This is a genomic window from Streptomyces mashuensis (assembly GCF_014654785.1).
Lineage (GTDB): Bacteria > Actinomycetota > Actinomycetes > Streptomycetales > Streptomycetaceae > Streptomyces > Streptomyces mashuensis.
The window spans coordinates 31,213-54,776 of record NZ_BNBD01000012.1 but is presented as its reverse complement, the minus strand read 5'-3'; the positions used below and the strand labels follow the sequence as shown (position 1 = coordinate 54,776).

At 71.1% G+C, this 23,564-nt stretch carries 24 protein-coding genes and 1 tRNA gene; 16 read left to right on the top strand and 9 right to left on the bottom strand.

Annotated elements, in window-relative coordinates:
• Positions 1–90: 90 nt before the first annotated feature.
• Positions 91–558 (bottom strand): RidA family protein, encoded by a 468-nt coding sequence (locus IE305_RS24815; RefSeq protein WP_190131966.1) that lies wholly within the window; start codon positions 556–558, stop codon positions 91–93.
• On the bottom strand, positions 555–710 hold the full coding sequence (gene sp36 / locus IE305_RS24810; RefSeq protein WP_143650014.1) for a Sp36 family protein: 156 nt from the start codon (positions 708–710) through the stop codon (positions 555–557). The genes IE305_RS24815 and sp36 overlap by 4 nt, the downstream gene beginning before the upstream one ends.
• 80 nt (positions 711–790) lie before the next feature.
• Here sp36 and bagA point away from each other — a divergent pair, with 80 nt between their 5' ends.
• Positions 791–1,798, top strand: a complete 1,008-nt coding sequence (gene bagA / locus IE305_RS24805) for an ATPase BagA (protein ID WP_190131965.1) — start codon at positions 791–793, stop codon at positions 1,796–1,798.
• 72 nt (positions 1,799–1,870) lie between these two features.
• Positions 1,871–3,247, top strand: coding sequence for an ATPase BagB (gene bagB / locus IE305_RS24800; protein WP_190131964.1), 1,377 nt, complete (start codon positions 1,871–1,873; stop codon positions 3,245–3,247).
• Between the two features lie 268 nt (positions 3,248–3,515).
• Here the strand turns inward: bagB and IE305_RS24795 are convergent, their stop codons facing one another.
• Positions 3,516–3,851, bottom strand: coding sequence for a WhiB family transcriptional regulator (locus IE305_RS24795; protein WP_190131963.1), 336 nt, complete (start codon positions 3,849–3,851; stop codon positions 3,516–3,518).
• A gap of 396 nt (positions 3,852–4,247) precedes the next feature.
• Between IE305_RS24795 and IE305_RS24790 the strand changes: the two genes are divergently transcribed.
• A complete protein-coding gene (locus IE305_RS24790) occupies positions 4,248–6,521 on the top strand; it encodes a transglycosylase domain-containing protein (protein ID WP_190131962.1) in 2,274 nt (757 codons plus the stop codon).
• 98 nt (positions 6,522–6,619) lie between these two features.
• Here IE305_RS24790 and IE305_RS24785 read toward each other — a convergent pair whose 3' ends face one another.
• Positions 6,620–7,084 (bottom strand): GatB/YqeY domain-containing protein, encoded by a 465-nt coding sequence (locus tag IE305_RS24785; protein ID WP_190131961.1) that lies wholly within the window; start codon positions 7,082–7,084, stop codon positions 6,620–6,622.
• A 198-nt stretch (positions 7,085–7,282) separates the two neighbouring features.
• Between IE305_RS24785 and IE305_RS24780 the strand changes: the two genes are divergently transcribed.
• The 5 genes from IE305_RS24780 to IE305_RS24760 all read left to right on the top strand — a co-directional run bounded on the left by IE305_RS24780 (position 7,283) and on the right by IE305_RS24760 (position 11,105).
• Complete coding sequence (locus IE305_RS24780) at positions 7,283–8,209, top strand: metallophosphoesterase (protein WP_190131960.1); 927 nt, start codon at positions 7,283–7,285, stop codon at positions 8,207–8,209.
• Between the two features lie 43 nt (positions 8,210–8,252).
• Positions 8,253–8,999, top strand: a complete 747-nt coding sequence (locus IE305_RS24775) for a Pr6Pr family membrane protein (protein ID WP_190131959.1) — start codon at positions 8,253–8,255, stop codon at positions 8,997–8,999.
• A gap of 46 nt (positions 9,000–9,045) precedes the next feature.
• Positions 9,046–9,119 (top strand) — tRNA-Pro (locus IE305_RS24770).
• 215 nt (positions 9,120–9,334) lie between these two features.
• Positions 9,335–10,657, top strand: coding sequence for an HNH endonuclease (locus IE305_RS24765; RefSeq protein ID WP_190131958.1), 1,323 nt, complete (start codon positions 9,335–9,337; stop codon positions 10,655–10,657).
• 205 nt (positions 10,658–10,862) lie between these two features.
• Entirely contained in the window at positions 10,863–11,105 is a 243-nt protein-coding gene (locus IE305_RS24760; protein WP_190131957.1) for a hypothetical protein, read from the top strand.
• A gap of 289 nt (positions 11,106–11,394) precedes the next feature.
• Here IE305_RS24760 and IE305_RS24755 read toward each other — a convergent pair whose 3' ends face one another.
• The 3 genes from IE305_RS24755 to IE305_RS24750 all read right to left on the bottom strand — a co-directional run bounded on the left by IE305_RS24755 (position 11,395) and on the right by IE305_RS24750 (position 13,949).
• The gene (locus IE305_RS24755) at positions 11,395–12,903 is read right to left on the bottom strand and encodes a LacI family DNA-binding transcriptional regulator (protein ID WP_190131956.1); all 1,509 of its coding nucleotides are present in this window, start codon (positions 12,901–12,903) and stop codon (positions 11,395–11,397) included.
• A gap of 32 nt (positions 12,904–12,935) precedes the next feature.
• Positions 12,936–13,313, bottom strand: coding sequence for a helix-turn-helix domain-containing protein (locus IE305_RS33180; RefSeq protein ID WP_373311738.1), 378 nt, complete (start codon positions 13,311–13,313; stop codon positions 12,936–12,938).
• A gap of 120 nt (positions 13,314–13,433) precedes the next feature.
• On the bottom strand, positions 13,434–13,949 hold the full coding sequence (locus IE305_RS24750; RefSeq protein WP_190131955.1) for a helix-turn-helix domain-containing protein: 516 nt from the start codon (positions 13,947–13,949) through the stop codon (positions 13,434–13,436).
• Positions 13,950–14,242: 293 nt separating this feature from the next.
• On the opposite strand from IE305_RS24750, the gene IE305_RS24745 reads away from it, so the two are divergent.
• From IE305_RS24745 to IE305_RS24730, 4 genes are all read left to right on the top strand, one after another.
• Positions 14,243–15,520, top strand: a complete 1,278-nt coding sequence (locus IE305_RS24745; RefSeq protein WP_190131954.1) for a DUF3631 domain-containing protein — start codon at positions 14,243–14,245, stop codon at positions 15,518–15,520.
• Between the two features lie 206 nt (positions 15,521–15,726).
• Positions 15,727–16,635, top strand: a complete 909-nt coding sequence (locus tag IE305_RS24740) for a DUF2637 domain-containing protein (RefSeq protein WP_190131953.1) — start codon at positions 15,727–15,729, stop codon at positions 16,633–16,635.
• Between the two features lie 124 nt (positions 16,636–16,759).
• Positions 16,760–17,410: a plasmid mobilization relaxosome protein MobC gene (gene mobC, locus IE305_RS24735; RefSeq protein WP_190131952.1), complete on the top strand. Its 651-nt coding sequence runs from the start codon at positions 16,760–16,762 to the stop codon at positions 17,408–17,410.
• Complete coding sequence (locus IE305_RS24730) at positions 17,407–19,122, top strand: relaxase/mobilization nuclease domain-containing protein (RefSeq protein ID WP_190131951.1); 1,716 nt, start codon at positions 17,407–17,409, stop codon at positions 19,120–19,122. The genes mobC and IE305_RS24730 overlap by 4 nt, the downstream gene beginning before the upstream one ends.
• A 194-nt stretch (positions 19,123–19,316) precedes the next feature.
• On the opposite strand, the gene IE305_RS24725 is transcribed toward IE305_RS24730, so the two are convergent.
• Positions 19,317–19,535, bottom strand: coding sequence for a DUF397 domain-containing protein (locus tag IE305_RS24725; RefSeq protein WP_190131950.1), 219 nt, complete (start codon positions 19,533–19,535; stop codon positions 19,317–19,319).
• On the bottom strand, positions 19,532–20,407 hold the full coding sequence (locus tag IE305_RS24720; protein WP_190131949.1) for a helix-turn-helix domain-containing protein: 876 nt from the start codon (positions 20,405–20,407) through the stop codon (positions 19,532–19,534). The genes IE305_RS24725 and IE305_RS24720 overlap by 4 nt, the downstream gene beginning before the upstream one ends.
• A gap of 199 nt (positions 20,408–20,606) precedes the next feature.
• Here IE305_RS24720 and IE305_RS24715 point away from each other — a divergent pair, with 199 nt between their 5' ends.
• The 4 genes from IE305_RS24715 (at position 20,607) to IE305_RS24700 (ending at position 23,544) form a co-directional block, all read left to right on the top strand.
• The gene (locus IE305_RS24715) at positions 20,607–21,080 is read left to right on the top strand and encodes an ATP-binding protein (protein WP_190131948.1); all 474 of its coding nucleotides are present in this window, start codon (positions 20,607–20,609) and stop codon (positions 21,078–21,080) included.
• Entirely contained in the window at positions 21,073–21,402 is a 330-nt protein-coding gene (locus IE305_RS24710) for a hypothetical protein (protein ID WP_190131947.1), read from the top strand. The genes IE305_RS24715 and IE305_RS24710 overlap by 8 nt, the downstream gene beginning before the upstream one ends.
• A gap of 148 nt (positions 21,403–21,550) precedes the next feature.
• Positions 21,551–21,727, top strand: coding sequence for a lasso RiPP family leader peptide-containing protein (locus IE305_RS24705; RefSeq protein ID WP_190131946.1), 177 nt, complete (start codon positions 21,551–21,553; stop codon positions 21,725–21,727).
• On the top strand, positions 21,724–23,544 hold the full coding sequence (locus IE305_RS24700) for an asparagine synthase-related protein (RefSeq protein WP_190131945.1): 1,821 nt from the start codon (positions 21,724–21,726) through the stop codon (positions 23,542–23,544). Before IE305_RS24705 ends, IE305_RS24700 begins: the two co-directional genes overlap by 4 nt.
• The last annotated feature ends 20 nt before the right edge of the window (positions 23,545–23,564 follow it).

The following is a 23,564-nucleotide window of genomic DNA, read 5'->3' as shown; positions in this document are numbered from 1 at the left end:
CGAGAGGTTCCCGGTGTGACCGAGGGGGGTCGGGCGGCACGCGCGCGTGCCGCCCGACCCCCCTCGGTACCGGTGGTCAGTCGCCGGTGGTCAGTCGCCGACCTCCACCAGGAGCTCGACCTCGACCGGCGCGTCGAGCGGCAGCACGGCCACGCCCACGGCGGAGCGGGCGTGCACGCCCTTGTCGCCCAGCACCTCGCCGAGCAGCTCGGAGGCGCCGTTGAGGACGCCCGGCTGGCCGGTGAAGTCGGGGGCGGAGGCGACGAAGCCCACGACCTTCACGACGCGCACGATGCGGTCGAGGTCGCCGACGACGGACTTCACGGCGGCCAGCGCGTTCAGCGCGCAGGTGGCCGCCATCTCCTTGGCCTGCTCGGGGCTGACCTCGGCACCGACCTTGCCGGTCACCGGGATGGAGCCCTTGACCATGGGCAGCTGGCCGGCGGTGTGCACGTAGGCGCCGGTGCGGACGGCCGGCTGGTAGGCGGCCAGCGGCGGCACGACCTCGGGCAGCTCCAGCCCGAGCTCGGCCAGCCTGGCCTCGACCGAGCCGCTCACTGCTTCGCCCGCTTGAGGTAGGCCACGAGCTGCTCGGGGTTCGGGCCGGGCACCACCTGGACGAGCTCCCAGCCGTCCTCGCCCCAGGTGTCCAGAATCTGCTTGGTCGCGTGCACCAGCAGCGGCACAGTCGCGTACTCCCACTTGGTCATGGCCCGACTGTAATGCCTCGCACCGGCAGCCTCGTGCGTAGCCCGTACGGCGACTGGTTAGTCTCCCCATCATGAGCAGCATGAGCAGGCTCCACGTCGTCAGTGGCAAGGGCGGTACGGGCAAGACCACCGTCGCCGCGGCCCTCGCGCTCGCCCTCGCCTCCGGGGGGAAGCGCGCTCTGCTGGTCGAGGTCGAGGGCAGACAGGGCATCGCCCAGCTCTTCGAGACGGAGGCCCTGCCGTACGAGGAGCGGAAGATCGCCGTGGCGCCGGGCGGCGGCGAGGTCCACGCCCTGGCCATCGACGCCGAGCGCGCCCTCCTCGACTACCTGCACATGTTCTACAAGCTGGGCAGCGCGGGCCGGGCGCTGAAGAAGCTCGGCGCCATCGACTTCGCCACCACCATCGCGCCCGGTCTGCGCGACGTCCTGCTGACCGGCAAGGCGTGCGAGGCGGTGCGCCGCAAGGACCGCACCGGCCGCTACGTCTACGACTACGTGGTCATGGACGCGCCGCCCACGGGCCGCGTCACGCGCTTCCTCAACGTCAACGACGAGGTGGCGGGGCTGGCGCGGATCGGGCCGATCCACAACCAGGCGCAGGCCGTCATGCGGGTGCTCAAGTCGCCGGAGACGGCGGTGCACTTCGTGACGCTGCTGGAGGAGATGCCGGTCCAGGAGACGGCGGACGGCATCGCCGAACTGCGCGCGGCGGGCCTGCCGGTGGGGGCGGTGGTCGTCAACATGGTGCGGCCCCCCGTCCTGGACGAGGCTGCCGTGGAGGCCGCTGCCGGCCACCGGCGCGCGGAGGTGGAACGCGCCCTGGCGGGCGCCCTGGAGCGCACGGGCGCCGGCGGGAGCGCCGATGCGGGGCGCACGGGACGCGTCGAGGCGCTCGTCGCACCCCTGCTGGAGGAGGCGCGCGAGCACACGGAGCGGCTGGCGCTGGAGCGCCGGGGCCGCGCCGACGTGGCCCGGCTGGGCCTGCCCGCCTACGAACTGCACCTGCTCGGCGACGGCGTGGACCTGGCGGGCCTCTACCGCATGGCCCGCGAGCTGCGGCGCCAGGGCATGACGGGCACCGCATGACGGGCACAGCAGCATGACGGGAACGACCGAGGACCGAGGAGTGCGAGGAGTGACCGGGTGACCCTGGACTCGATGACCGAACCGCTCGACGTGGACGGCGTCCTGGACAACCCGCGCACCCGCATCGTGGTGTGCTGCGGTTCGGGCGGCGTCGGCAAGACCACGACGGCCGCGGCGCTGGGGCTGCGGGCCGCCGAGCGCGGCCGCAGGGTCGTGGTCCTGACCATCGACCCGGCCCGCCGGCTCGCCCAGTCCATGGGCATCGACGAGCTGGACAACATACCCCGGCGGGTGCCCGGCATCGACGGGTCGGCCGGTGGCGAGCTGTTCGCCATGATGCTCGACATGAAGCGCACCTTCGACGAGATCGTCGAGGCGCACGCCGACAAGGACCGCGCCCGCGCCATCCTGGAGAACCCCTTCTACCAGTCGCTCTCCGCCGGTTTCGCCGGCACGCAGGAGTACATGGCGATGGAGAAGCTGGGGCAGCTGCGCGCCCGCGACGAGTGGGACCTGATCGTCGTCGACACCCCACCCAGCCGCTCGGCGCTCGACTTCCTGGACGCACCGAACCGGCTGGGCTCCTTCCTGGACGGCACGTTCATCAAGGTGCTCATGGCGCCGGCCAAGCTCGGCGGCCGCGCGGGAATGAAGTTCCTGGGCGTCGGCATGTCGGTGATGAGCGGCCCCCTGAACAAACTGATGGGGGCCCAGCTCCTGCGCGACGTACAGACCTTCGTCGCGGCGATGGACACCATGTTCGGCGGTTTCCGTACGCGCGCCGACGCCACCTACCGTCTGCTCCAGGACCCCGGCACCGCCTTCCTCGTCGTGGCCGCCCCGGAGCGGGACGCGCTGCGGGAGGCGGCGTACTTCGTCGAGCGGCTGGCGGCCGAGCGCATGCCGCTGGCCGGCCTCGTACTGAACCGGGTGCACACCAGCGGAGCGGCGCGGCTCTCGGCGGAACGCGCCCTGGCGGCCGTAGAAAATCTTGACGGCGACGGCATTGTGGATCGCGTCGGCGGGCAAGCTGCCTCACGTACCGTTGACGACCCTGGCACCCTCGCTCCCACCGACCTGTCCTCTCCCGAGAGCGGCTTCCCCCAGCCCGCGTCTTCAGGAGTTGCCGCAGGGGTTGCGTCGACGGTCACCACCACGGACACCACGGACCAGCAGCACCAGTCCGCGCCGGCCGACGCGCCGGCCGCGCGGCTGGCCGCCGGGCTGCTGCGTCTGCACGCCGAGCGGATGCAGGTGCTGGCCCGCGAGCGACGCACGCGCGACCGCTTCACCGCGCTGCACCCGGAGGTCCCGGTGGCCGAGGTGGCGGCGCTCCCCGGCGACGTGCACGACCTGGCGGGGCTCAGGGCGATCGGCGAGCGGCTCGCCGACCGTGCGGGCGCGGGCAGCGCCCGGGAGACGGACGAGGACGCGCCGGCACGGCCGTGAGCGGTGACGGTACGGGCACGGGTACGGGTACGGCCGTGTGCGGTGCGGCGGTCGCGAGCGGTGCAGTTGTGTGCGGTGCGACGGTCGCGCGCTGGTACGGCCATGGGGCGCGCGGCGCGGCAACGGGGCGTGCGGGCCGGGCGTACGGCCGGGTGCGCGGCGGAGGAGCAGCCGGGCGCGCGGTACCGCGGTACCGCGATGCCCACCGCGACAGGCGCAGGCGCAGGCGGGGCAGGCGCGACAGAACAGCGGTGGCGGCGTGGCGTTCCTAGCCCACGGCCGCGTACTCGTCGTACCCGGGGCTGCCCAGCGGCAGGAGGCCGGCGCCGCGCTCGTACTCCGTACGCGCGGTCTCCAGCAGCCTGCGCCACGAGGTGACCGTGGGCCGGCGCCGCAGCAGCGCCCGGCGCTCGCGCTCGGTCATCCCGCCCCACACCCCGAACTCGACGCGGTTGTCCAACGCGTCGGCGAGGCACTCGGTCCGCACCGGGCAGCCGGTGCAGACGGCCTTGGCCCTGTTCTGCGCTGCGCCCTGAACGAACAGTTCGTCCGGATCGGTCGTGCGGCAGGCGGCCTGCGCACTCCAGTCGGTTACCCAGCCCATGCTGGCGCCGTCCTCTCCCGAATCGAGGCTCCCCCACGGCGGCAGCGGCATATTCACCGTTGCCAGTTGAGGACGTTACGGAAGGCGGACAGGGGGCAACACCCCCTTCGGGCCCAATCTTGGATGGCCCGAACGGACTATGCGTACGCGGCAGATCACCCAACGGAGTGAGCTGGCGACATCGGCGACCTTTCCCCACACAGGGGGACCCTCCGCCCGCGAGCTGACGCGCGACTGACGGGCAGTCGCTGACATATGCCACAAGACGGTCAGCTCTCATCACTCACAAGAGTGATGCCAGAGGTGATGCGGGAGAACATCGCCGTGACTGGCGTGAAACAGGGTAGGCGAACACACCTGCGCTTGTCCGCCGAATGGGGACGTAGGCTTCGCTCCATGGCTATGAAGCGCTCGGGCCGAGGTCCATCCGTGACCCAGCAGGCCGCGAAGTTCCTCGGCGTCAGCGTGCTCTCCGGAGTGGTCCTGGCGGGGCTGGCCCTGCCGGGCATAGGCGCGTTCGGCCTGGCCGCCAAGGGCTCGGTCGAGGGGTTCGACGAGATCCCCACCAACCTCAAGACGCCGCCGCTGAGCCAGCGCACCACGATCCTCGACGCCGAGGGCGGCGAGATCGCCAAGGTCTACTCGCGCGACCGCACCGTGGTCCCGCTCGAGGAGATCTCCCCGTACCTGCGCACGGCGATCGTCGACATCGAGGACTCCCGCTACTACCAGCACGGTGCGGTCGACCTGAAGGGCGTCCTGCGCGCGGTCAACAAGAACGCGCAATCGGGCGGCGTCTCCGAGGGCGCCTCGACCCTCACCCAGCAGTACGTCAAGAACGTCTTCGTGGAGGAGGCCGGCGACGACCCCGACAAGGTCGCCGTGGCCACCCAGCAGACCCTCGGCCGGAAGGTCAAGGAGCTCAAATACGCCATCCAGGTCGAGAAGGAGCTGGGCAAGAAGCGCATCCTCAACAACTATCTGAACATCACGTTTTTCGGGCAGCAGGCGTACGGCGTCGAGGCCGCCTCGCAGCGCTACTTCAGCAAACACGCCAAGGACCTCACCCTCGGCGAGTCCGCCATGCTCGCCGGCCTGGTCCAGTCGCCCAGCCGCTACGACCCGGTGAACGCGCCCAAGGAAGCCACCAAGCGGCGCAACACCGTGCTGCAGCGCATGGCCGAGCTGAAGCACATCACCCCGGCCGAGGCCGCCGCCGAGCAGGCCAAGCCCCTGAAGCTGAACGTCAGCCGCCCCAAGAGCGGCTGCATCACCGCCGTCAACGGCGCCGGCTTCTTCTGCGACTACGTCCGCAGCGTCTTCCTCAACGACCCGGTCTTCGGCAAGACGAAGGAGGCGCGGGCCAAGCGCTGGAACCAGGGCGGCCTGACGATCCGCACCACGCTGGACCCGCAGACGCAGAAGTCCATACAGAAGTCGATCACCGATCACGTCTACCAGAGCGACCCGGTCGCCACCGCCGTCACCATCGTGCAGCCCGGCAGCGGCAAGGTCCTCGGCATGGGCCAGTCGCGCCCGTACGGCTTCGGTGACCACCAGACGCAGATCAACCTCTCCGCCGACAAGTCCATGGGCGGCTCGACCTACGGCTTCCAGGTCGGCTCGACGTTCAAGCCGATCGTCGCCGCGGCCGCCCTGGAGGAGGGCACCTCGCCCTACAAGACGTACTCCTCGCCGTACCGCATGCCGTACCCCGGCCAGGTCGACACGTGCGGCAAGCCGTGGAAGAACGGCGGCGCGGAGACCGTCAGCAACGAGAACCGGAGCGAGGTCGGCCCCTACGGCATGAAGGAGGCGACCGCCAAGTCGGTCAACACCTACTTCGTGCAGCTGGTCGAGGACATCGGCCTGTGCCCGGTGGTGAAGATGGCCGCCAAGATGGGCATCAAGCCGGCCGACGGCGGCAAGCTGCAGGAAGTGCCCGCCCTCACCCTCGGCGGCGCGGACGGCATGTCCCCGCTGACCATGGCCTCCGCCTACGCGACGTTCGCCAACAAGGGCACGTACTGCACCCCCGTCCTCGTCGAGTCGGCCACCGACCCGAACGGCAAGGCGCTGCGCGTCCCCAAGAGCAAGTGCTCGCGGGCGATGTCGGAGCAGACTGCCGACACGGTCAACACGCTGCTCCAGGGCGTGGTCGAGGACGGCACGGGCAAGGAGGCCGGCCTGTCCGGCCGGGACAGCGCGGGCAAGACCGGTACGACGGACGAGCGCCGCGCCGCCTGGTTCGTCGGCTACACGCCGAACATGGCCGGCGCCGTCTGGGTCGGCGGCCCCGGCAACAAGGTGGAGATGGAGAACATCACCATCGGCGGCGTCTACCACGACAAGGTCTACGGCGCCGACACCCCCGGCCCCATCTGGCGCGACGCGATGAACGGCGCACTGGACGGCAGGGAGGCGCCCTCCTTCGACACGGTGCCCGTCGGCGGCTCCAAGGGCGGGGACGGCGACAAGGCCGGCAAGCCGGGCTCCGGCCGCAACAAGCCCGGCAACGGCAAGCCGGGCGGCGGCCGCGGCGGCGCGGGGAAGCCGGGCAACGTCGTCCAGCCCCCGGGCGCGCAGCAGGGGGACAAGCCGGATCCGGGAAACAAGCCGGACTCGGGGAACAACGGCTTCCTGGGCGGCTTCTTCGGCGGGACCCAGTAGAGCGCGACAACGAGAAGACGAAAAGCAGCAGGGCGCCCGGACCGACGACGGTCCGGGCGCCCTGCTGCTTTTCTGGCGGCTGTACGCCGGGGGGCGGGTCAGCCGGCGAGCAGGCGCTTGACCTCGGCGGCCACGCGGGAGCCCTCGGCGCGACCGGCGACCTTCGGGTTCACGATCTTCATGACGGCGCCCATGGCCTTGGGCCCCTCCGCACCGCCGGCCTTCGCCTCCGCGACGGCCTCGGCGACGATCGCCGCCAGCTCCTCGTCCGACAGCTGGGCCGGCAGGTACGCGGCGAGGATCTCGCCCTCGGCACGCTCGCGCTCGGCCTGGTCGGGACGGCCGCCCTTGTCGAACGCCTCCGCGGCCTCGCGGCGCTTCTTCGCCTCACGCGTGAGCACCTTCAGGACCTCGTCGTCGCTGAGCTCACGGGCCGCCTTGCCCGCCGTCTCCTCGTAGGAGATCGCGGAGAGGGTGAGGCGCAGGGTGGACGAGCGCAGCTCGTCGCGCGCCTTGATGGCGGTCGTGAGGTCGTCGTGGAGCTTGGCCTTCAGCGTGGTCATGGCGCAATCTTCGCATCCCGCCCGGGCGCGTGCGCGGCATTAACGGCCGCACCCGCCGTGCCGCTCCGGACGTGCACGGGCCGGAGACGGGCAGGAGGCGGGCAGGGGTCGGGCCGGCCACGGGCAGGGGCGCACGCAACTCCCTTGCGCGCCCTTGCCGGTGACCGCACACCCCCACCGGTCTGCGACGATGGGGGCATGCGTGCGCGATACGGAGTACCCCTGGGAATCACGGCGGTCGGCGCGGCCGGCCTGGCCTACGCCGCCGGCTTCGAGGTCCGGTCCTTCCGGCTGCGACGGGTCACCGTGCCCGTGCTGCCGCAGGGCATGCGGCCGCTGCGGGTGCTCCACGTCTCCGACATCCACATGGTCGGCGGCCAGCGCAAGAAGCAGCGCTGGCTCCAGTCGCTGGCGGGGCTGCGCCCCGACTTCGTGATCAACACGGGCGACAACCTCTCCGACCCCCAGGGCGTCCCGGAGACCCTGGACGCGCTCGGCCCGCTGATGCGCTTCCCCGGCGCGTACGTCTTCGGCTCGAACGACTACTACGGCCCCAAGCTGCGCAACCCCGCCCGCTACCTGATGGAGCGGGCGACGGGCCGGCACGGCCTGAACGGCAACGCCCCGGCCGTCGGCGTGATCCACAACCCGTGGGAGGACCTGCGCGACGGCTTCGACGCCGCCGGGTGGATCAACCTCACCAACACCCGCGGCACGCTCAAGATCGACGGCCGGGAGATCGCCCTGACCGGCCTCGACGACCCGCACATCAAGCGGGACCGCTACGACCGCGTGACGGGCGGCCCCCAGGAGGGCGCCGACTTCTCGATGGCCGTGGTGCACGCCCCCTACCTGCGGGTCCTGGACGCCTTCACGGCCGACGGCTACCCCCTGATCCTGGCCGGCCACACCCACGGCGGCCAGCTGTGTGTCCCCTTCTACGGCGCGCTCGTCACCAACTGCGACATCGACACCCGCCGCGTGAAGGGCCTCTCCACCCACCGCGCGGGCGGCCACCGCTCGTACCTCCACGTCTCGGCGGGCTGCGGCACCAACCGGTACACCCCGGTCCGCTTCGCCTGCCCGCCGGAGGCCACGCTCCTCACCCTGATCCCCCGGGACTGACCAGGGCGCCGGGGCCCGACCGGGCCCCACATACGGTGGGGGGATGACCGAGCCGACATCCCCCACCACCACGGCGGCCGCACCCCCGCACCCGACGCCGGCCGCGACGGGCCGCCGCCGCCCCGTCGCGGCCGCCTTCCGCGCGCTCGTGGCCCTGGCAGCCCTCACCGGCATCGCGCTGGACACGATCGAGTCCGACGACCTGGGCCGGCTGTTCAGCTACTTCACGATCCAGTCCAACATCCTGCTGGCGATCGTCTGCGCCTGGTCCGCCCACCGCGCCTGGACCGCGCGCCCCGCGCTCCCGCCCCGCATCACGGGCGCGGCGCTGCTCTACATCTCGATCACGGGCCTCGTCTTCCACTTCGTGCTGTCGAACGACGCCAGCGGCTTCGCCATGACCAGCCAGCGCACGCCCCTCGAGTCGGTGGCCAACCACCTCCTCCACACCGTGACCCCGCTCGGCGCCGCCCTCGACTGGCTCCTGTTCACGGCCCCCGGCGGCTTCCTCCTGCGCCAGGCCTGGCAGTGGCTGGCCTACCCCCTCCTCTACCTCCCCTTCGCCCTGATCCGCGGCGCCCTGCTCGCCCCGGGCACCGACGGCCGCTACCCGTACCCCTTCCTGGACGTCGACCTCCACGGCTACACCGGCATCGCCATGAACGCCGTCGTCTTCGGCCTCGCCTTCTACGCCCTGGCCCTCACCCTCACCCTCCTGGACCGCCACCGCCCCACCCCACCCGCCCTCCGGAACCGGATTTCACCTACGGCCGCCGGTCGGCTAAAGTAGTCCTCGTTGCTCCGGAGCCCGCAAAACACGGGAACCGGTCGCACATCGGGGTGTAGCGCAGCTTGGCAGCGCGCTTCGTTCGGGACGAAGAGGTCGTGGGTTCAAATCCCGCCACCCCGACTGGTGAAACACCAGGTCAGGGCCCTGATCCACTTAGTGGATCAGGGCCCTGACTCGTTCCTGGAGATCGTTTGGGAGAAATCTGGGAGAAGATCTTGGTCGGCTTCTCCCAGCCCGCGATCGTCGGGCAGATGGGACGGACCCAGCCCGTAGCGGCATGCCTCTGTGCGTTCGTAAACTCCAGCAGCCAACTCAACCCCGACTGAGGACAGCTCGTGGACCACGCCCTGACGACCGACGAAGCCGACAGCACCAGCTCGGAGCCGTCGGGGCGCCCTTGTGTGATCTGCGGCACGACGATGGAGTACTGGCGCCCGCGCAGCCAGAAGTACTGCTCCGACCCATGCCGCGCTGCCGCTGCCAAGAAGCAGCGGGCTGAGCGGCCGAAGGACGCACCGAAGACACGTCGCACCACGCCGGCGCTTACGCCGGGGCCCCCGCCCGTGCCCGACCTGGCCAGGACCCGCGAGGTGGCGGGCGATTCGTACTGGAGCCCCATCCTCGCCGCAGCTGAACGCGCCACCGGCGGTGAGCCGTGCCGGGTCTGCGCCGAGCCCATATCCGCCAAGGCGCACTGGTCCTTCCGGGACCGCCATGTCTGTTCCGACCGGTGCAACAGCACGCTCAAGCGCCGTACGAAGACCAGGATCGGACGCGGCGAAATCGACCTCGCCTCCATCCCCGGCATGGGCACCCGCGCCGCGGCGAAGGAAGAACAGCGCGCCCGTTTCGGCCAAGAGCGCCAGCCGAGCGTCTTCCGCACCCGAGCCGCTGACGCAGACTTCCCGTACGAGTTCTACGGGCTGGGCCCCATCCCTGGTGATGTCGTGGAGCGGCACGGCTCGATCACCACGTACGCCACTGCCACCTCCGTGGGCGCAGACTGGCTGGTGGACCTAGTGCGTGCCAATTCCGAAGATGACGTGGAGCCGATCCTCGCCATCCACGAGCAGACCGGCGCGCTCCTCGCTTACACGGGCCGCACGCTGTGGTGGACCAGTGTGCCGGGCCAGGAGCATCCCCTCGTCCAGCAGCAGTCGTTCCAGGGCGACGACGGGCGGCGGTGGGTCTGGCAGAACGAGCTCATCCGCGACGTGGACGAGAACGGTACGACCTACGACTGGGAAGCGTGGGTCTGCGTGGCCGAACGCATTCCGCCCCTCTGGACGCCCGCGTACACCGCCCGCTCCGAAAAGCAGCGGCGCTCCACACGCGCCCGCAACAGCTACCAGGCCCGTATGCGCGGCTACGGCGTACTCAACGCCGACGCAACCCAGGTGGATCCACAGGACATCTACGAGCGCGACCAGTGGACGTGCCAGGTGTGCTGCAAGGCCATCAACCCGGCCGTCGAATGGCCCGATCCGTGGTCGGCGACCCTGGACCACATCAAGCCGGTATCACTGGCCGGCGAGCACGTACCGGAGAACCTCCAGGCCGCCCACTGGGTCTGCAACATCCGCAAGGGAGATGCCTGGGGGCCAGGGGAGGCCCACACCAAAGCCGGTGTCAGGGGGACGTTTCAGGGCCAGGGCTGACGCGACATGAGGTGTATAAGTAACCGGCATGAACCGTTTCTGATCCGCACGCCCAAGAGGGGGGACCCGCATGTTCGGTAGTGGAAGGACCCTGAACGACTTCAAAGTCGGAGACAAGGTCACGGTCAGATCGCCAAGCGACAGGCCCCTGTACCACCATGGGTCACACGGGACCGTCGTCACCATAGGCACCAAACGGGTCCACGTGAAGATGGACAAGGCTGCGTTCGAGAGCCATGACGGAGAGGTGGCTAATTTCCTCCCCGGTGACCTGGACCCTGGCCATGTCGGCACACCTCGAAACTCGGACCGCTTCAACGACGCCTTCACCACCCTGAAGCTGGCGACCGGGACGGATCTTGTGGCCGTGGCGTTGGAGGCTGGCGTCATCACTGACGAGCAAGCCGAACAGATCAAGGCTGTATGGGCCAGCCACGTGCAGGGCTGACGATCCACGGCTTTGCCAGCGCTTTTTCTCGGATCGCACCCCGAGTGGGTATCTGCCTTCCTGACAACCGCAGATGAGCAGTGCGGGACACGCGCAGCCCGCTGAAGCGCTTGGTCATGCGGCCAAAGCGGACCGCGACAACCATGCGGAACCTGCAGGCAGCCGCGCACGCCCCCACCTGCGACATCGGCAAGGGAGACGCCTGGGGCCCGCGGAGGCGGGGCCCAGGGGAAGCCCGGTCCTCCGCAGAGGAGGACCGGGCTTGATGGCTCCTGGCCGGGCAGCGGGGTCAGGTGGCCCTGGCCAGCAGCAGCCGGTCGAGCACGGCGACCGGTGACCTCGGGCTCATCGCGCGGCGGGCGTCGAGGGCTGCCTCCCACTGCTCGGTGAGACCCAACATGAGGCGCCGGCGCATGCCGGCGGTGACGTGGGCGTATCGGGCGGAGACCGAGCCGTCGAGGTGGCCCATGCGCTCGTCCATGAGGACCTTCTCCGTGCCCAGGTCCTCCATCATCGTCCGGTGGGTGTGGCGAAGGCCGTGGGGCGTGAGGCCCTTGGCGATGGGGAGCCAGCAGGCATCCGCGCGATCGCTGGCGCCCCGTCCTCGTGCCGGGACGCCGGGCCATGGCTCGCCGAGGATGGGCACGGGGCGGGCCTCCTGCGGGGCCTTCTTCGGGTACCAGCCGGAGGCTGCCGGGGTGAACAGCCAGGTCGCAAAACCGTTCCTGCGCCAGTGGGCTGCGTGCCCCGACACAGCGCCGCCCCGCACGAACCCGAGGTCGGCGACGGCCTTCTCGACCCGCACCCGCGTGGCGTCCGCGACGCGGTGGGGGTGGTTGAGGACGTTGGACACCGTGCCCGTGGAGACCCCGGCCAGCCGGGCGACGTCGACGAGCTTGGCGCCGTGGTGACCGCCGGTCCGCGCTGCCCCCTGGCCACGGAAGACGTACGTCTTGCCGTGACAGGGGCAGGGCGTCGGCTTCGTGTGGGCGATGTGGTCGAAGACCAGGGCCGAGAGCCAGTCCATCGCGTCGATGGTCCGGTAGCTGTCGTCCTTTGGCGGGCAGCGCACCAGCTCGCCCGTGTCCAGCTCGTACAGCTGCCACTCGACGCGGAATGCGCCGGGCCGGACGAACTCCGTTTCCAGGCCGACGATTTCTCCCCAGCGCTTGCCCGTGTAGCCCTTGAGGACGACGGCGACGAACTCGTCGTCGCGGCCGGAGAGCAGGGAGGCCCGCTCGGCGGTCAGCAGGATGCCGAGCGCGTCGGTGACGACCTTCTCCGGGCCGCGGTTGCGGGAGCGGCCGGCGCGTTTGCCGCGCCCGCGCCGCCGGGCAGCCGGGTTGGAGGTGATCAGGCCCTCGTCGATCGCGTCCTCGAAGATCAGGTGGAGCGTCGAGCGCCAGGTCTTGACGCTGGAGGCCGCGTACACGGCCTTCTCCTTCTTCTCCCAGGCGTCGACGTCCGTGCGCAGGATGCCGGCGAGCGCCTTGTCCTCGAACTCGGGGAGCAGGTGCTCCTCAATGTGGCGCTTGTAGTTCTGCATGGTCGAGGCGGCCAGGTCCTGGGCCTCGTACCAGCGGCTGGCGTACTCGCCGAAGGTCTCTTGTCCCAGCCCTGGGTCGCGCCACTGGCCACGCCGAACGGTCACCTCTTCCGCATCCGCGGCCTGCTTGGCCTCGCGCTTGGTGGCGAACTTGATCACGGCACCCGTGGAATCGGCGACGGTGCCGTACTTGCCATCCTCGATCTTGTACCGGCCGCGCCAGTAGCCGCCGCGCTTTTCTGCGTACCCCACAGGCTTTCCTCCCTTCTGTCGTGTGGGGTTCGTTAAGCGGCGGTTCCGAAGTGCGACCTGGTCATCCGGCGAGGCGGTCGGGCCTTGAGACGGACCGTGGGCACGGCTGCCTCGGTGCGCTCTCGCATCGCAGGCTTGCGGGCCGGCACAGCAGTGGCCGTGGGCCGCTGAGGATTCCGTGCCGGACGTTCTTCGTGCATACGCACGATCTCGGCCAGGTGGTCGGGCGAGAAGCGGTAGGCCCGGCCGACGCGGATGAACGGGATGAGTCGCCGACGGGCGCGGTCCTTCACCCACCAGGCGGAGCAGCCGAGGACGGCGGCGACTTCCTCGGGGAGGTAGAGGCACGGCAGGGCAGCGTCGGGGTGCGGAGCCGGCGTGGAGGCAGGTGGTATCGCGGGTCGGTTCAAGGGGTGAGTCCTCTTCTGGCGGGCGTGGGTGCGGCAACACCGGCCCGCCGATCGCTAGGGATGAGGATGAGGTGTCCCGTGCTGGGGGTTTGCGGGCCCAGGACGGGAGAAGGAGCCGAGCTACGTCTCGTCGGCGGAGCCGGCGTCACGGCTCTCGCCGGGTGGCGGCCCGTACGTCTCCAGCAGGTGCTTGGTGGACGCCTCGGCGATGGCGTTGGACACCATCACGTCGGCCTCCTCGCGGACGTCGGGGTGCTCGGCGAGGTAGGCGTCGAGGTCGTCCCGAGCCTTGAGGAAGGCGGCGTTGGCGCGCTGGGTCTCGCGGAACGCGTCCACGACGGCGTCGACGAGTTCCATGGCGCGGGCCTGTGCGGCGAGCTGCGGGGGGCCGACGAGGTTGCGCAGGTCGAGGCCGAAGACCTCGGCGAAGCCGATGGCCTCGTCCAGGTTGATGCGGCGCTTGCCGTTCTCGATGCGCCAGACCGCGGACGGGTTCATGTCGAAGCCGGCCTCGTTCAGGCGGTCGGACAGAGCGTTGGTGCTCCACCCGCGCGCCTCGCGCTCCAGCTTGATGCGCACCGCGACGTTCGCCTCGCCGCTGAGCAGCACGCCCTGCGGGGAATCGTCGTCTGCCACGGCTACCACCTCCTTCCGTACGTAGCGGTCCACTGCAATTTGCAGCGACCCTTAAACCATAACATGGCCACTGCGAGACGCAGAATACTTCTGCAATCGGCAATCCGTGTGGCATAGTGGTGGTCCCCACCGAACAGGCAGAGGAGCGCGCCACGACGCGGACCACATAGAAAAAGCCCCCGGCTATGCCGGGGGCCAAGCGCAAACCTCTCAACCGCCATCCCTAGCGATCGACCCGCGAGGCCGGGATTGCCGTCCCATATGGCCCGCGAGCAGAGGAGCTGATGCCCAGTATGACTGATGCCCAGCCGAATACGCCATCCCTTCGCGACGACGCCACCATGTCGCCGCCGCCAGCCCACATACCCGGCCAACTGGCCATCCCTGCCACAGCACCCGCAGCGGACAGCCCTGGTGATGCCCCTTCGCCGGCGCCCCTCCCCACAGGAGCGCAGATCCTGGCCGACCTGCGGGCGCAGATCAAGCGGTACGTGGTGATGCCGAGCGAAGAGGCCCTCACCGCGGTGACGCTGTGGGTGGCGGCCACCCACCTGCAGCCGGCCTGGCAGCACGCGCCCCGCCTGGCGGTGGTGGGCCCGGCGAAGCGGTGCGGCAAGTCACGGCTGCTGGACGTAGTGACCGAGACCGTGCACAACCACCTGATCACGGTCAACGCCAGCCCTGCGGCGATCTTCCGCTCGATCACCGACGAGGACCCGCCGACCCTCCTGGTCGACGAGGCCGACACCCTCTTCGGCACCGCCAAGGCTGCGGAGAAGAATGAAGACCTGCGCGGCCTGCTGAACGCCGGACACCAACGCAACCGCCCCACCCTGCGGGTCTCCGGACCCGAGCACAAACCGCAAGCGTTCCCCACCTTCGCCATGGCCGCTCTCGCCGGCATCGGCGACCTACCCGACACGATCATGGACCGGTCGGTGGTCATCCGGATGCGCCGCCGCAGGCCGGGCGAGACGGTCGCCGCCTTCCGCACCGGCCGGGACACCCCCGCCCTGCACGCGATACGGGCACGACTCGCCGCCTGGCTGCGACCGCTGTACGCCCAGGCCATGGACATGGAGCCGGCCCTGCCGGTCGAGGACCGCGCGGCCGACACCTGGGAACCCCTGGTGATCATCGCCGACCTCGCCGGAGGCGAATGGCCCGCGCTCGCCCGCACCGCCTGCAGCACCATGACCGACTACGAGGCCGGGCAGGACGAGGAGGGCGGTCTGCGCACCCGCATCCTGGTCGACATCCGCCGCGCCTTCGCCGCCGAAGCCGAACCCGCCGTGCTGCGTACCAGCCGCCTGCTGGAGTACCTCAACGCGGACAAGGAAGCGCCGTGGGCCGAGTACGGCGCCAACGGCCTCACCCCGCGCGGCCTGCAACTGCTGCTGAAGGACTACGGCATCAGCTCCGCCAACCGCCGGTTCCCCGACGGCACCCAGGCCAAGGGCTTCGCGCGCAACCAGTTCCTCGACGCCTGGGCCCGCTACTGCCCCGAACCCGGCACACGGGCCGAGCCCGCCCAGACGGTCGCGGAGACTCTCCCCGGCACCGGAGCCTGACCCGACTCGACTCGTCACACTCGTCCCCGCCCAGGTCAGCGCGGGGACGAGTGCCAAGCCCGCAACGAGTCGACCCGACATCACCACGCCACCCGTACCTGCCCTGACCAGGCACGCAACGAGTGGTACGAGTCACCGCACCCCACGGCGGCCACCCCTCCCCCGCGCTCGTGGCCGCCGCCCGAGCCCACCCGGAGTGCTCCCGCTTGCCTTCCTCCGCCACCGCAGCCACCGCTGCCCTACCCGGCACCACCGCCATCCGCGCCGGCATCACCCTGCTCGGCACGATCGGCTTCGCCCTCTCCTACGACGCCCTGCGGCAGATGGCCCTCGCCATCCACATCCGCGGACCGCTCACCTACGCCTTCCCCCTCGTGATCGACGGCTTCATCGCCATCGGCATCGGCGCCCTGCTCATCCTGCGCACCGCCCCGCTGCGCTCGCGCCTGTACGTGTGGACACTCGTCGGGCTGGCGACCCTCACGAGCATCTGGGCCAACGCCCTGCACGCCATCCGCCTCAACCAACAGACCCACCCGGGCGGACTGCACCTCGACGACGTCACCGTCGGCGCCCTGTCGGCCATCGCCCCGCTCGCCCTGGCCGGCGCGGTCCACCTCTACCTCGTCATCCGGCGCCACCCCATACCCCGCGCCCAGGAAGCCGACGCCGCCGAGGAGGCTGACGCCGCAGGGAGCCACCATGCCACCGGCCACGGCCACAACGGCACCCACAGCACCCAGCCGCCCGCTCCTGCCGAAGGCGACCCTGCCCCGCCGGAAGAGGGACCGGCCACACTCGATGTGGCCGACCGCTCCGGCGACGTGGCGCTGGGCACGGACAAGGTGCCGCAGGCTCCGGAGCCGCCCGCCGGGCTGGAAGGCCAGGAGTCAGGCGCCACATTCGACGAACTCCTCGCCATCGCCCGCACCGCACCGCCGGGACGTGGGGGTCGCGCGTCACGCCGCCACATCGAGGTGGCCATCCGCGCCGCAGGGCACCGCATCGGCAAGGACCGCCTGACCCAGATCAAGGACCGCCTCCAGGCCGAAATCGACCAGGCCGCCCGCCAGCGGCAGAGCGAGGTCGACAGGGAACCCGTCGGCGCTCACTGAGCCCGCAGCACGCGATCACCCCCATGTCGCACGACGCACCGCACCCGTCCCCGCGCAAGCCGGCGCGGGGACGGCCCCTCGACCCGGCACCCCCACCCACAGCAACCCCACGGAGAACCGTTCCATGCACGACCCGCACAACGAATTCGCCACCGACCAGCAGGAGATGCCCACCACCGCCACCAGCGCAGCAAGGTATGACGTTGGACCGTCCAAGGGCCGGTCCAACGCGAACACCTCCGCCCCGGGGGTGGCGGAGGACCTCGGGCACCAGGGGGGGCCCGAGGAGGAGACGCCCACCGACGCAGCCGAGCAGTCACCCGCCAGCTCCGCCACCGAAGCAACGCTGCGTCGTATCGCTCGCCGCCGTACCCGCGAAGACGTCCAGCGCAAAGAGCGTGTCGACGTCCGCTACAGCGTTGATGAGAAGACCCGGATCGTCACCCGCGCTGATGAGATGGGCATAGCCGGCGCGCACCTCGTCGGCGCCGTGATCATGGCCTACCTCGACGGCGACCTCACCGTGGAGCTGGCCGGGCAGCGCACCCAGCTCGATGACTACCTCGACAAGCTCGACGCCCTACGAGCCGAGGTCACCCGCATCGGCAGCAACGTCAACCAGATCGCCCACCGCCTCAACGCCGGAGGCGATCCCCACCCTGTGGACACCGCCGTCCTCACCCAGACCGAGCGCACCCTGAACACCGCCCGCGCCACCATCAGCGACATCGCGCAGACCATGAACCACGCCGTCTCCCCGAAGGCGGCCCGGTGATCGCCAAGATCGGCAGCGGCAAGAACACCGCCGGCCTGATCCGGTACCTGTTCGACACCAAGAAGGCCAAGGACCACACCGACCCGCACCTGGTCGCCTCCTGGGACGGCTTCGCACCCGACCCCGGCCGCGCCGATGACTTCGACGCCACGAAGAAGCGCCTCGTGGCCGACCTCGACCTGCGGGTCAAGCAAGCCCGCCGACTGGGCCGGGCGCCCGAGCGGCACACATGGCACTGCTCCGTACGTGCCGCCCCGGGCGACCGACACCTCACCGACGCCGAGTGGGCCGACATCGCGCGCCGCATTGTGGCGGCCACCGGCATCGCACCCGAAGGCGACCCCGACGGGTGCCGGTGGGTCGCCGTCCGCCACGCCGACGACCACATCCACATCGCCGCCACCAAGGTCCGCGGTGACCTGCGCACCGCCCACCACTGGAACGACTACTTGAAGGCCGACAAGGAACTCGCGGCCATCGAGAAGGAATACGGCCTTAAGCAGGTCGTGCGCGGCGACCGCACCGCCGCCAAGCGCCCCACCCGCGCCGAGATGGAAAAGGCCCGCCGCGCCGGCACGACCAAGACCTCCCGCGAGCGCCTGCGCACCACCATCCGCCAGCTGGTCTCCATCGCCACCACCCCCGAGGAGTTCCTCCACCTGCTGGACGGCATCGACGGCGTGCTGGTCGATGTCCAGCGCTTCCCCTCCGGCGACGTGCGCGGGTACAAGGTCGCTGTGGAAGGCGACACCAACGCCGCCGGCGCCCCCGTCTGGTTCTCCGGCGCCAAACTCGCCCCAGACCTTTCCTTCCCAAAAATCGCCGAGCGCCTCACCGCCATCGACACCGCACCCGCCACCGAGCCGGGCAGCCGGCGCAGGCCCGACCCCTGGCACCAGGCCACCGCCGCAGCCGAGCGCATCCCCCACCACCTCCACCACAGCAGCGACGAAGCCGCCCAGGCCCACATCGCAGCATTCGGCGAGGCGATCGACGTCCTTCCGCTGCTCGCCCCCAGCCACCTGCGGCCACAGCTGCAGCAGGCCGCCACCGCCTTCGAACGCGCCAACCGCTCCCGCATCCACGCCCAGCAGGACCAAGCCCGCGCCCTGCGCGGCGCGGTCCGGGCCCTGCGCACCGCACCGGTCACCGGGGACAGTTCCGGGCTGGCGATGTTCCTCGACATCGCCGTCCTGGTTGTCGTCGCCACCGCCCGCTGGCACCAGGCCCGCCAGCACGATCAACAGGTCGCCGCCGCCCACCAGACCCTGCTCCACCTCCAGGCCGCCTACCAACAGGCCGCCGCCGGGCCGCTGGCCGCCTTGGCCCAGCGCAAGCCACCGGCCCGCGCCATGGAACAGCACGCCCAGCACATCCTCGCCACAATGCCCGAGCACGCCCAGCAGATTCTCGACGACCCCACCTGGCCGGCACTGGCCGCCGCCCTGACCGAAGCCGAGAACGCCGGCCACGCCCCCGAACAGCTCCTCCAGCACGCCCTCCGCCAGCGCACCCTGGACGACGCCCGCTCCACCGCCGGCACCCTCACCTGGCGCATCCAACGCCTCGCTGCCCGGCCAGCCCCCAGCGCCCGAGCACGCGCCCCCCGCGCCCGCACGACTCTGCCCACCCAGTCGGCACAGCCCGGCCGCACGGTCCAGCTCCCCAATTCCCACCCCGCCCCCACATCACCACACCTTCGGCACCGATAAGCGGTTGCCGAGCTACTGCAGAGGTCGACGGGTGGGCGCGCCCGGGCCTCGTGTGGGGAGTGCGCAAGCCATGGCCCCGGGCCTAAGGTCTTGGCCCTGGGCTCGCCGACGACAAGCGAGCCCACCCCATGGCGCGGCCCTCGACCTCCCCGGGACGAGGGCCGCAATGGTGTTCCCGAGGTGATCTTTAGTGGTCACAACTCGCCGCTCACTACTCCCGCGCAGAACGCGTGCCATTCGGCGAGGGTGAGGCGGAGTGGTTCGAGGCCGGTGTTCTTGGAGTCGCGGACGGCGATGCCGCCGGGAAGATCGGCGGTCTCGATGCAGTTTCCTTCGCCTCCGCTGTACGAGGACTTGCGCCAGGTGGCGGCGGAGAGGTCGTGCGCGTACAGCTCCGCCTTGGGTCCGTTCACTTTGGGCTGCCTTCTTCGATGCGTTTGATCAGTGCCAACGAGTCGTCCACCGGCAGTGCGGCGGCGACGATCCGTTCGAAGGCGCCGGCGAAGACGCGGACGTCCTCGCTGCCCTCGACGTAGGAGTTGCCCCGGAGGTTCTCCACCAGGACCACGTCCGGCATCGGGCCGGGGAAGTTGACCACGGTGAAGCCGCCGACAACGCCTGGGTGCGGGGTGGCGCCCAGAGGCATGATCTGGAGGGTGACGTTGGGCAGCTCGGCCACGTCCAGCAAGCGGTGGAGCTGTTCGCGCATGGTGGCCGGGCGGACAGCGAACCGCTGATGCAGAACTGCCTCCGAGATCACCGCCCACACGTTCAGGGGCCCGGTGCCGTCGGGGCGGGAGAGGATGGCCTGGCGAGCCATGCGGACCTCGGCGAGGGCGGCAACTTCCTCAGGGGTGCGGGTGACGGCGGAGGCGGCGATCATCTCCCTCGCGTACGCGGCGCTCTGCAGCAGGCCGGGCACGAGCGTGGGTGACCACTCGCAGACGCGCTCGGCGTCGGACTCCAGCGAGAGGTAGTCCGCGTAGGCGGGCGCGACCACGCCGCTGTAGGTCTGCCACCAGCCCTTCTTGCCCGCGTCGCGGGCCAGGTTCTCCAGTGCGGTGAACACCTCGGGGTTCGTCACACCGTATGCCTTGAGCAGGTCGGTGACCTCGGCCGGGCGGATGCCGGCCGCGGCGTTCTCGACCTTCGACATCTTCGGCGCCTTCCAGCCCATGGCCGCAGCCGCGCCATCCAAGGTCAGGCCGGCGTCGTTGCGGAGCTTGCGCAGAGCTGAGCCGAGTCGGCGGCGCCGGATCGTCGGTACGACGGGGCTGTTGGGCATATGCGCAGTGTTTCACCACCGCCGGGAGAGCGGGAGCCCCTTCGGCGGACCACCCGAACGAGATTGGTGGAAAGCTTGCGACCCGTGGGCGGTTGGGTCCATCCTCTGTGGAAACCCCACCGGGGCAGCCAACTGGCTTTCCCAGGCGGGAACTTGCATCGATCTTGCGTAGGCGGAAGCCTGTGCGGATGGAGGGGCCATGGTCAGCACCGTGGCGGACGAGAGGGCGCCGGCGATCCCGGGCTTCTACCTCACCGAGAGGCCCGGCGGGTTCGCGGTCCACATGCACTCCTCCGCCGAGCACTTACGCCGCGTCCGGCACATGACGCGTCGGGCGCTGTGCGAGGCCGGAGTCGCCGCCGAGGTCACCGAGACCGCCCAGCTGGTGGCCAGTGAGCTGATCGGGAACGCGGTCGCCTGGTGCGGGCCGTTCGTGCCCCTGGTCGTGGAGGTCGTCGCCGAGCCGGTCGCGGTCTCGGTGAAGGTCCACGACCCGGACGCCGAGCACCTGCCCCGCCGCTGTGCGGCGCCGATGGACGACCCGGGAGCCGAGTCCGGCCGCGGGTTGGCCCTGCTCGACCTGCTCGCCCCGGGCTGGCACACGGTCATCACGCCGGTCGGCAAGCAGATCCGCTGCCGCGTGCCCTACAGACGAGGGAGAGCCCGTGCCTGAGCAGGCCGCCGACGAACTGCCGTTCCGCGTGCGCTTCGCCCCCGAGACGGGCGAGGTCGTGGTGATGATGACCTACGGCAACCCGCCCCGGCAGACGATGCGCCGCAAGACGTACGACTCGACCGAGGCTCTGGCCATCGCGATAGCCGAGCACCACCACGAGTCCTACCTCCAGGCCCGGCTGGCCAACGAGCTGGCCGCCGCCGCGATCACCCACCTCGGAGCGGACCCCGGGCGGCTCCAGAAGGCCGTCCGCGCGCTGTCCGACCCGACCAGCACGGTGCCCGTCGGCTCCATCCTGCGAGGCGAGCGGCAGCCGTGACCTTCAAGCTCCTGCCCCGCCGGTGACATCCCACCGGGGCCCGGCCGGGCAGGCCGCACCACCCTGCACCAACCCGTCAGGCCAGCCGGCCGGGCGGTCACCGCGGCCGGACAACGTCGTCCGGCACCGGCAAGGAAGGGAAGTGCCCATGAGCAAGAAGACCAGCGGCGAGACGGAGACGTCGCCCGCCTACGAGGCGCCGAAGGTGATGGTGGTCGGCTCGTTCGCCGCCGACACCCTCGGGGATGTCAGCGTCGGCCAGAGCGACGACTCCGACGCGGGCCAGTACTACGCGCCCCTGTTCGCCCCGACCAGCCGCTCGTGACCGAGGCGGCCGGTCGGTTCAGGCCGCCGTGGTTTTGCGTTCTGCCCGATGACGACGCCGCCGGGCCCCTGGCCCGGCGGCTCGCCCGGCAGGACGCGGCCCGCACCCTGATGCACAGCTCGGGACGCCCGTGGCTGATCGCGTTCGGGTGGGGCAAGAGGCTGCGGACGGTCGCGGCCGGTCCGCTGAAGGTGGTGCTGATCGGGTCCTGCCCGGTCAGCACCACCCGGCTGCGGGTCCTGGCCACCAGGGCAGCCGAGACCGGCGACGTGGAGGAGCTGGCCGCGCTGCCCGGCAGCTACTACCTGATCACCTCCTGCCGGGGCGTCCGTAGCGCGCGTGGGGACGTTGCGGGCCTGAACCGGCTGTACTACGCGAGCGTGGACGGCGTGCGGGTGATCTCCAGCAGCCCCCGGCAGCTGGCCCACGAGGTGGGCAAGGGAGTGGACGAACGGTGGGTGGCCCTGCGGCTGTTCGCCCCGCACGCGCCCGCCCCGCTGCTGTTCAGCCGCAGTCCGTACGAGGGCGTCACGCCGGTGCCTCCGGGCCACCAAGCAACCCTGACCACGACCGGCGGACTGGCTGTCACCCGCTACTGGACGCCTCCCACGGCCGCCCTCCCGCTGGAGATGGCGGCGGAACGGCTGCGGGACGTACTGGCCAAGGCCGTCGCCAGCCGGACGGCATCGCCACCGGTGGCCAGCGTGCAGTTGTCCGGCGGCCTGGACTCGGCAGCCCTTGCGGCCCTGGCCGCGCGGGCCCGCCCGGCGTCCACCACGGTTCTCCTCACGGTCGGGTCGCGGGCGGCGGACAACCCCGACGAGCGGTGGGCCCGCCGCACGGCCGCCCTGCTGGACGGCGTGGACCACCTGGTCCTCGACCCCGGCGCCTACCCGCGGATCTTCCAGGACCTTCACACCTCGCAGTTCGCGCTGGACGAGCCCGCCTCGTTCGCCGCCTCGGCGGCCCGCTTCCGCCACACCCTGCGGGTGCTGGCCGAGCAGGGCAGCGGGGCCCACCTCAACGGCCAGGGCGGCGACGAGACCCTCCTCGCCCCCTTGTCCTACCTGCCCCAGGCCGCCGGCCGCAGCCCGTACCGCGCGTGGTGGCACCTGCGCGGCCACGCGGCCCTCAACCGCACCAGCAGCCTGAGCCTCGCGCGGGCCGCCGCCACGGCGGGTACCTACCGGCAGTGGCTGATCCGGGCCGCCGACCGGCTCACCGTCCCGGTCAGCCCGGCCGCCGCCCTGGCCGGCTGGGAGGCCCCTCCCCGCCTCCCACCATGGATGCTGCCCGACGTGGTCTGCGACCTGCGCAACGAACTGCTGGCAGCAGCGGAGACGGCCGAGCCGGCGTCCGAGGACATCGCGACGCACGGGGCAGTGATGCGGATCCGCTCGGTCGCCCGCCGCGCGAGCCTGTACCGGGACGCGATGGAGGCGGCCGGGGTCCCCAGCCACTTCCCCTACCTGGACCGGGCGGTGATCGAGACGGCCCTGATGACGTGGCCGGAGGAGCGGACCGACCCCTGGGCGCCCAAGCCGCTGCTGACGGCGGCCGTCGCCCCGCTGGCCCCGCCCGATCTGCTGGTTCGCCGGGACAAGGGCCACTACAACCACGAGATCCACACGGGTCTGGCCACCCACCACCGGGAAGTCGCCGAACTCTTCCACGGCTCGGCCCTGGGCAAGGCCGGGCTGATCGACGAAGGGGCCGTCCGGCAGGCCCTGGCCGAGGCCGCCACCCGCCGCATCCCGCCCGCGTTCATCACCGAGACGGTCGCCGTGGAGCTGTGGCTCCGCAGTGCCCGCCCCTGACCCGCCAGGAGGACGCCCGC

Excerpts from the sequence above, each read along its gene's own strand:
- IE305_RS24705 (WP_190131946.1), top strand. The coding sequence starts at position 21,551 with ATGAGCAAGAAGACCAGCGGCGAGACGGAGACGTCGCCCGCCTACGAG.
- IE305_RS24785 (WP_190131961.1), bottom strand. The coding sequence starts at position 7,084 with ATGACCACGCTGAAGGCCAAGCTCCACGACGACCTCACGACCGCCATC.
- IE305_RS24780 (WP_190131960.1), top strand. The coding sequence starts at position 7,283 with ATGCGTGCGCGATACGGAGTACCCCTGGGAATCACGGCGGTCGGCGCG.
- sp36 (WP_143650014.1), bottom strand. The coding sequence starts at position 710 with ATGACCAAGTGGGAGTACGCGACTGTGCCGCTGCTGGTGCACGCGACC.
- bagA (WP_190131965.1), top strand. The coding sequence starts at position 791 with ATGAGCAGGCTCCACGTCGTCAGTGGCAAGGGCGGTACGGGCAAGACC.
- IE305_RS24775 (WP_190131959.1), top strand. The coding sequence starts at position 8,253 with ATGACCGAGCCGACATCCCCCACCACCACGGCGGCCGCACCCCCGCAC.
- IE305_RS24745 (WP_190131954.1), top strand. The coding sequence starts at position 14,243 with ATGACTGATGCCCAGCCGAATACGCCATCCCTTCGCGACGACGCCACC.
- IE305_RS24795 (WP_190131963.1), bottom strand. The coding sequence starts at position 3,851 with ATGGGCTGGGTAACCGACTGGAGTGCGCAGGCCGCCTGCCGCACGACC.
- IE305_RS24720 (WP_190131949.1), bottom strand. The coding sequence starts at position 20,407 with ATGCCCAACAGCCCCGTCGTACCGACGATCCGGCGCCGCCGACTCGGC.
- mobC (WP_190131952.1), top strand. The coding sequence starts at position 16,760 with ATGCACGACCCGCACAACGAATTCGCCACCGACCAGCAGGAGATGCCC.
- IE305_RS24790 (WP_190131962.1), top strand. The coding sequence starts at position 4,248 with ATGGCTATGAAGCGCTCGGGCCGAGGTCCATCCGTGACCCAGCAGGCC.
- IE305_RS24715 (WP_190131948.1), top strand. The coding sequence starts at position 20,607 with ATGGTCAGCACCGTGGCGGACGAGAGGGCGCCGGCGATCCCGGGCTTC.
- bagB (WP_190131964.1), top strand. The coding sequence starts at position 1,871 with ATGACCGAACCGCTCGACGTGGACGGCGTCCTGGACAACCCGCGCACC.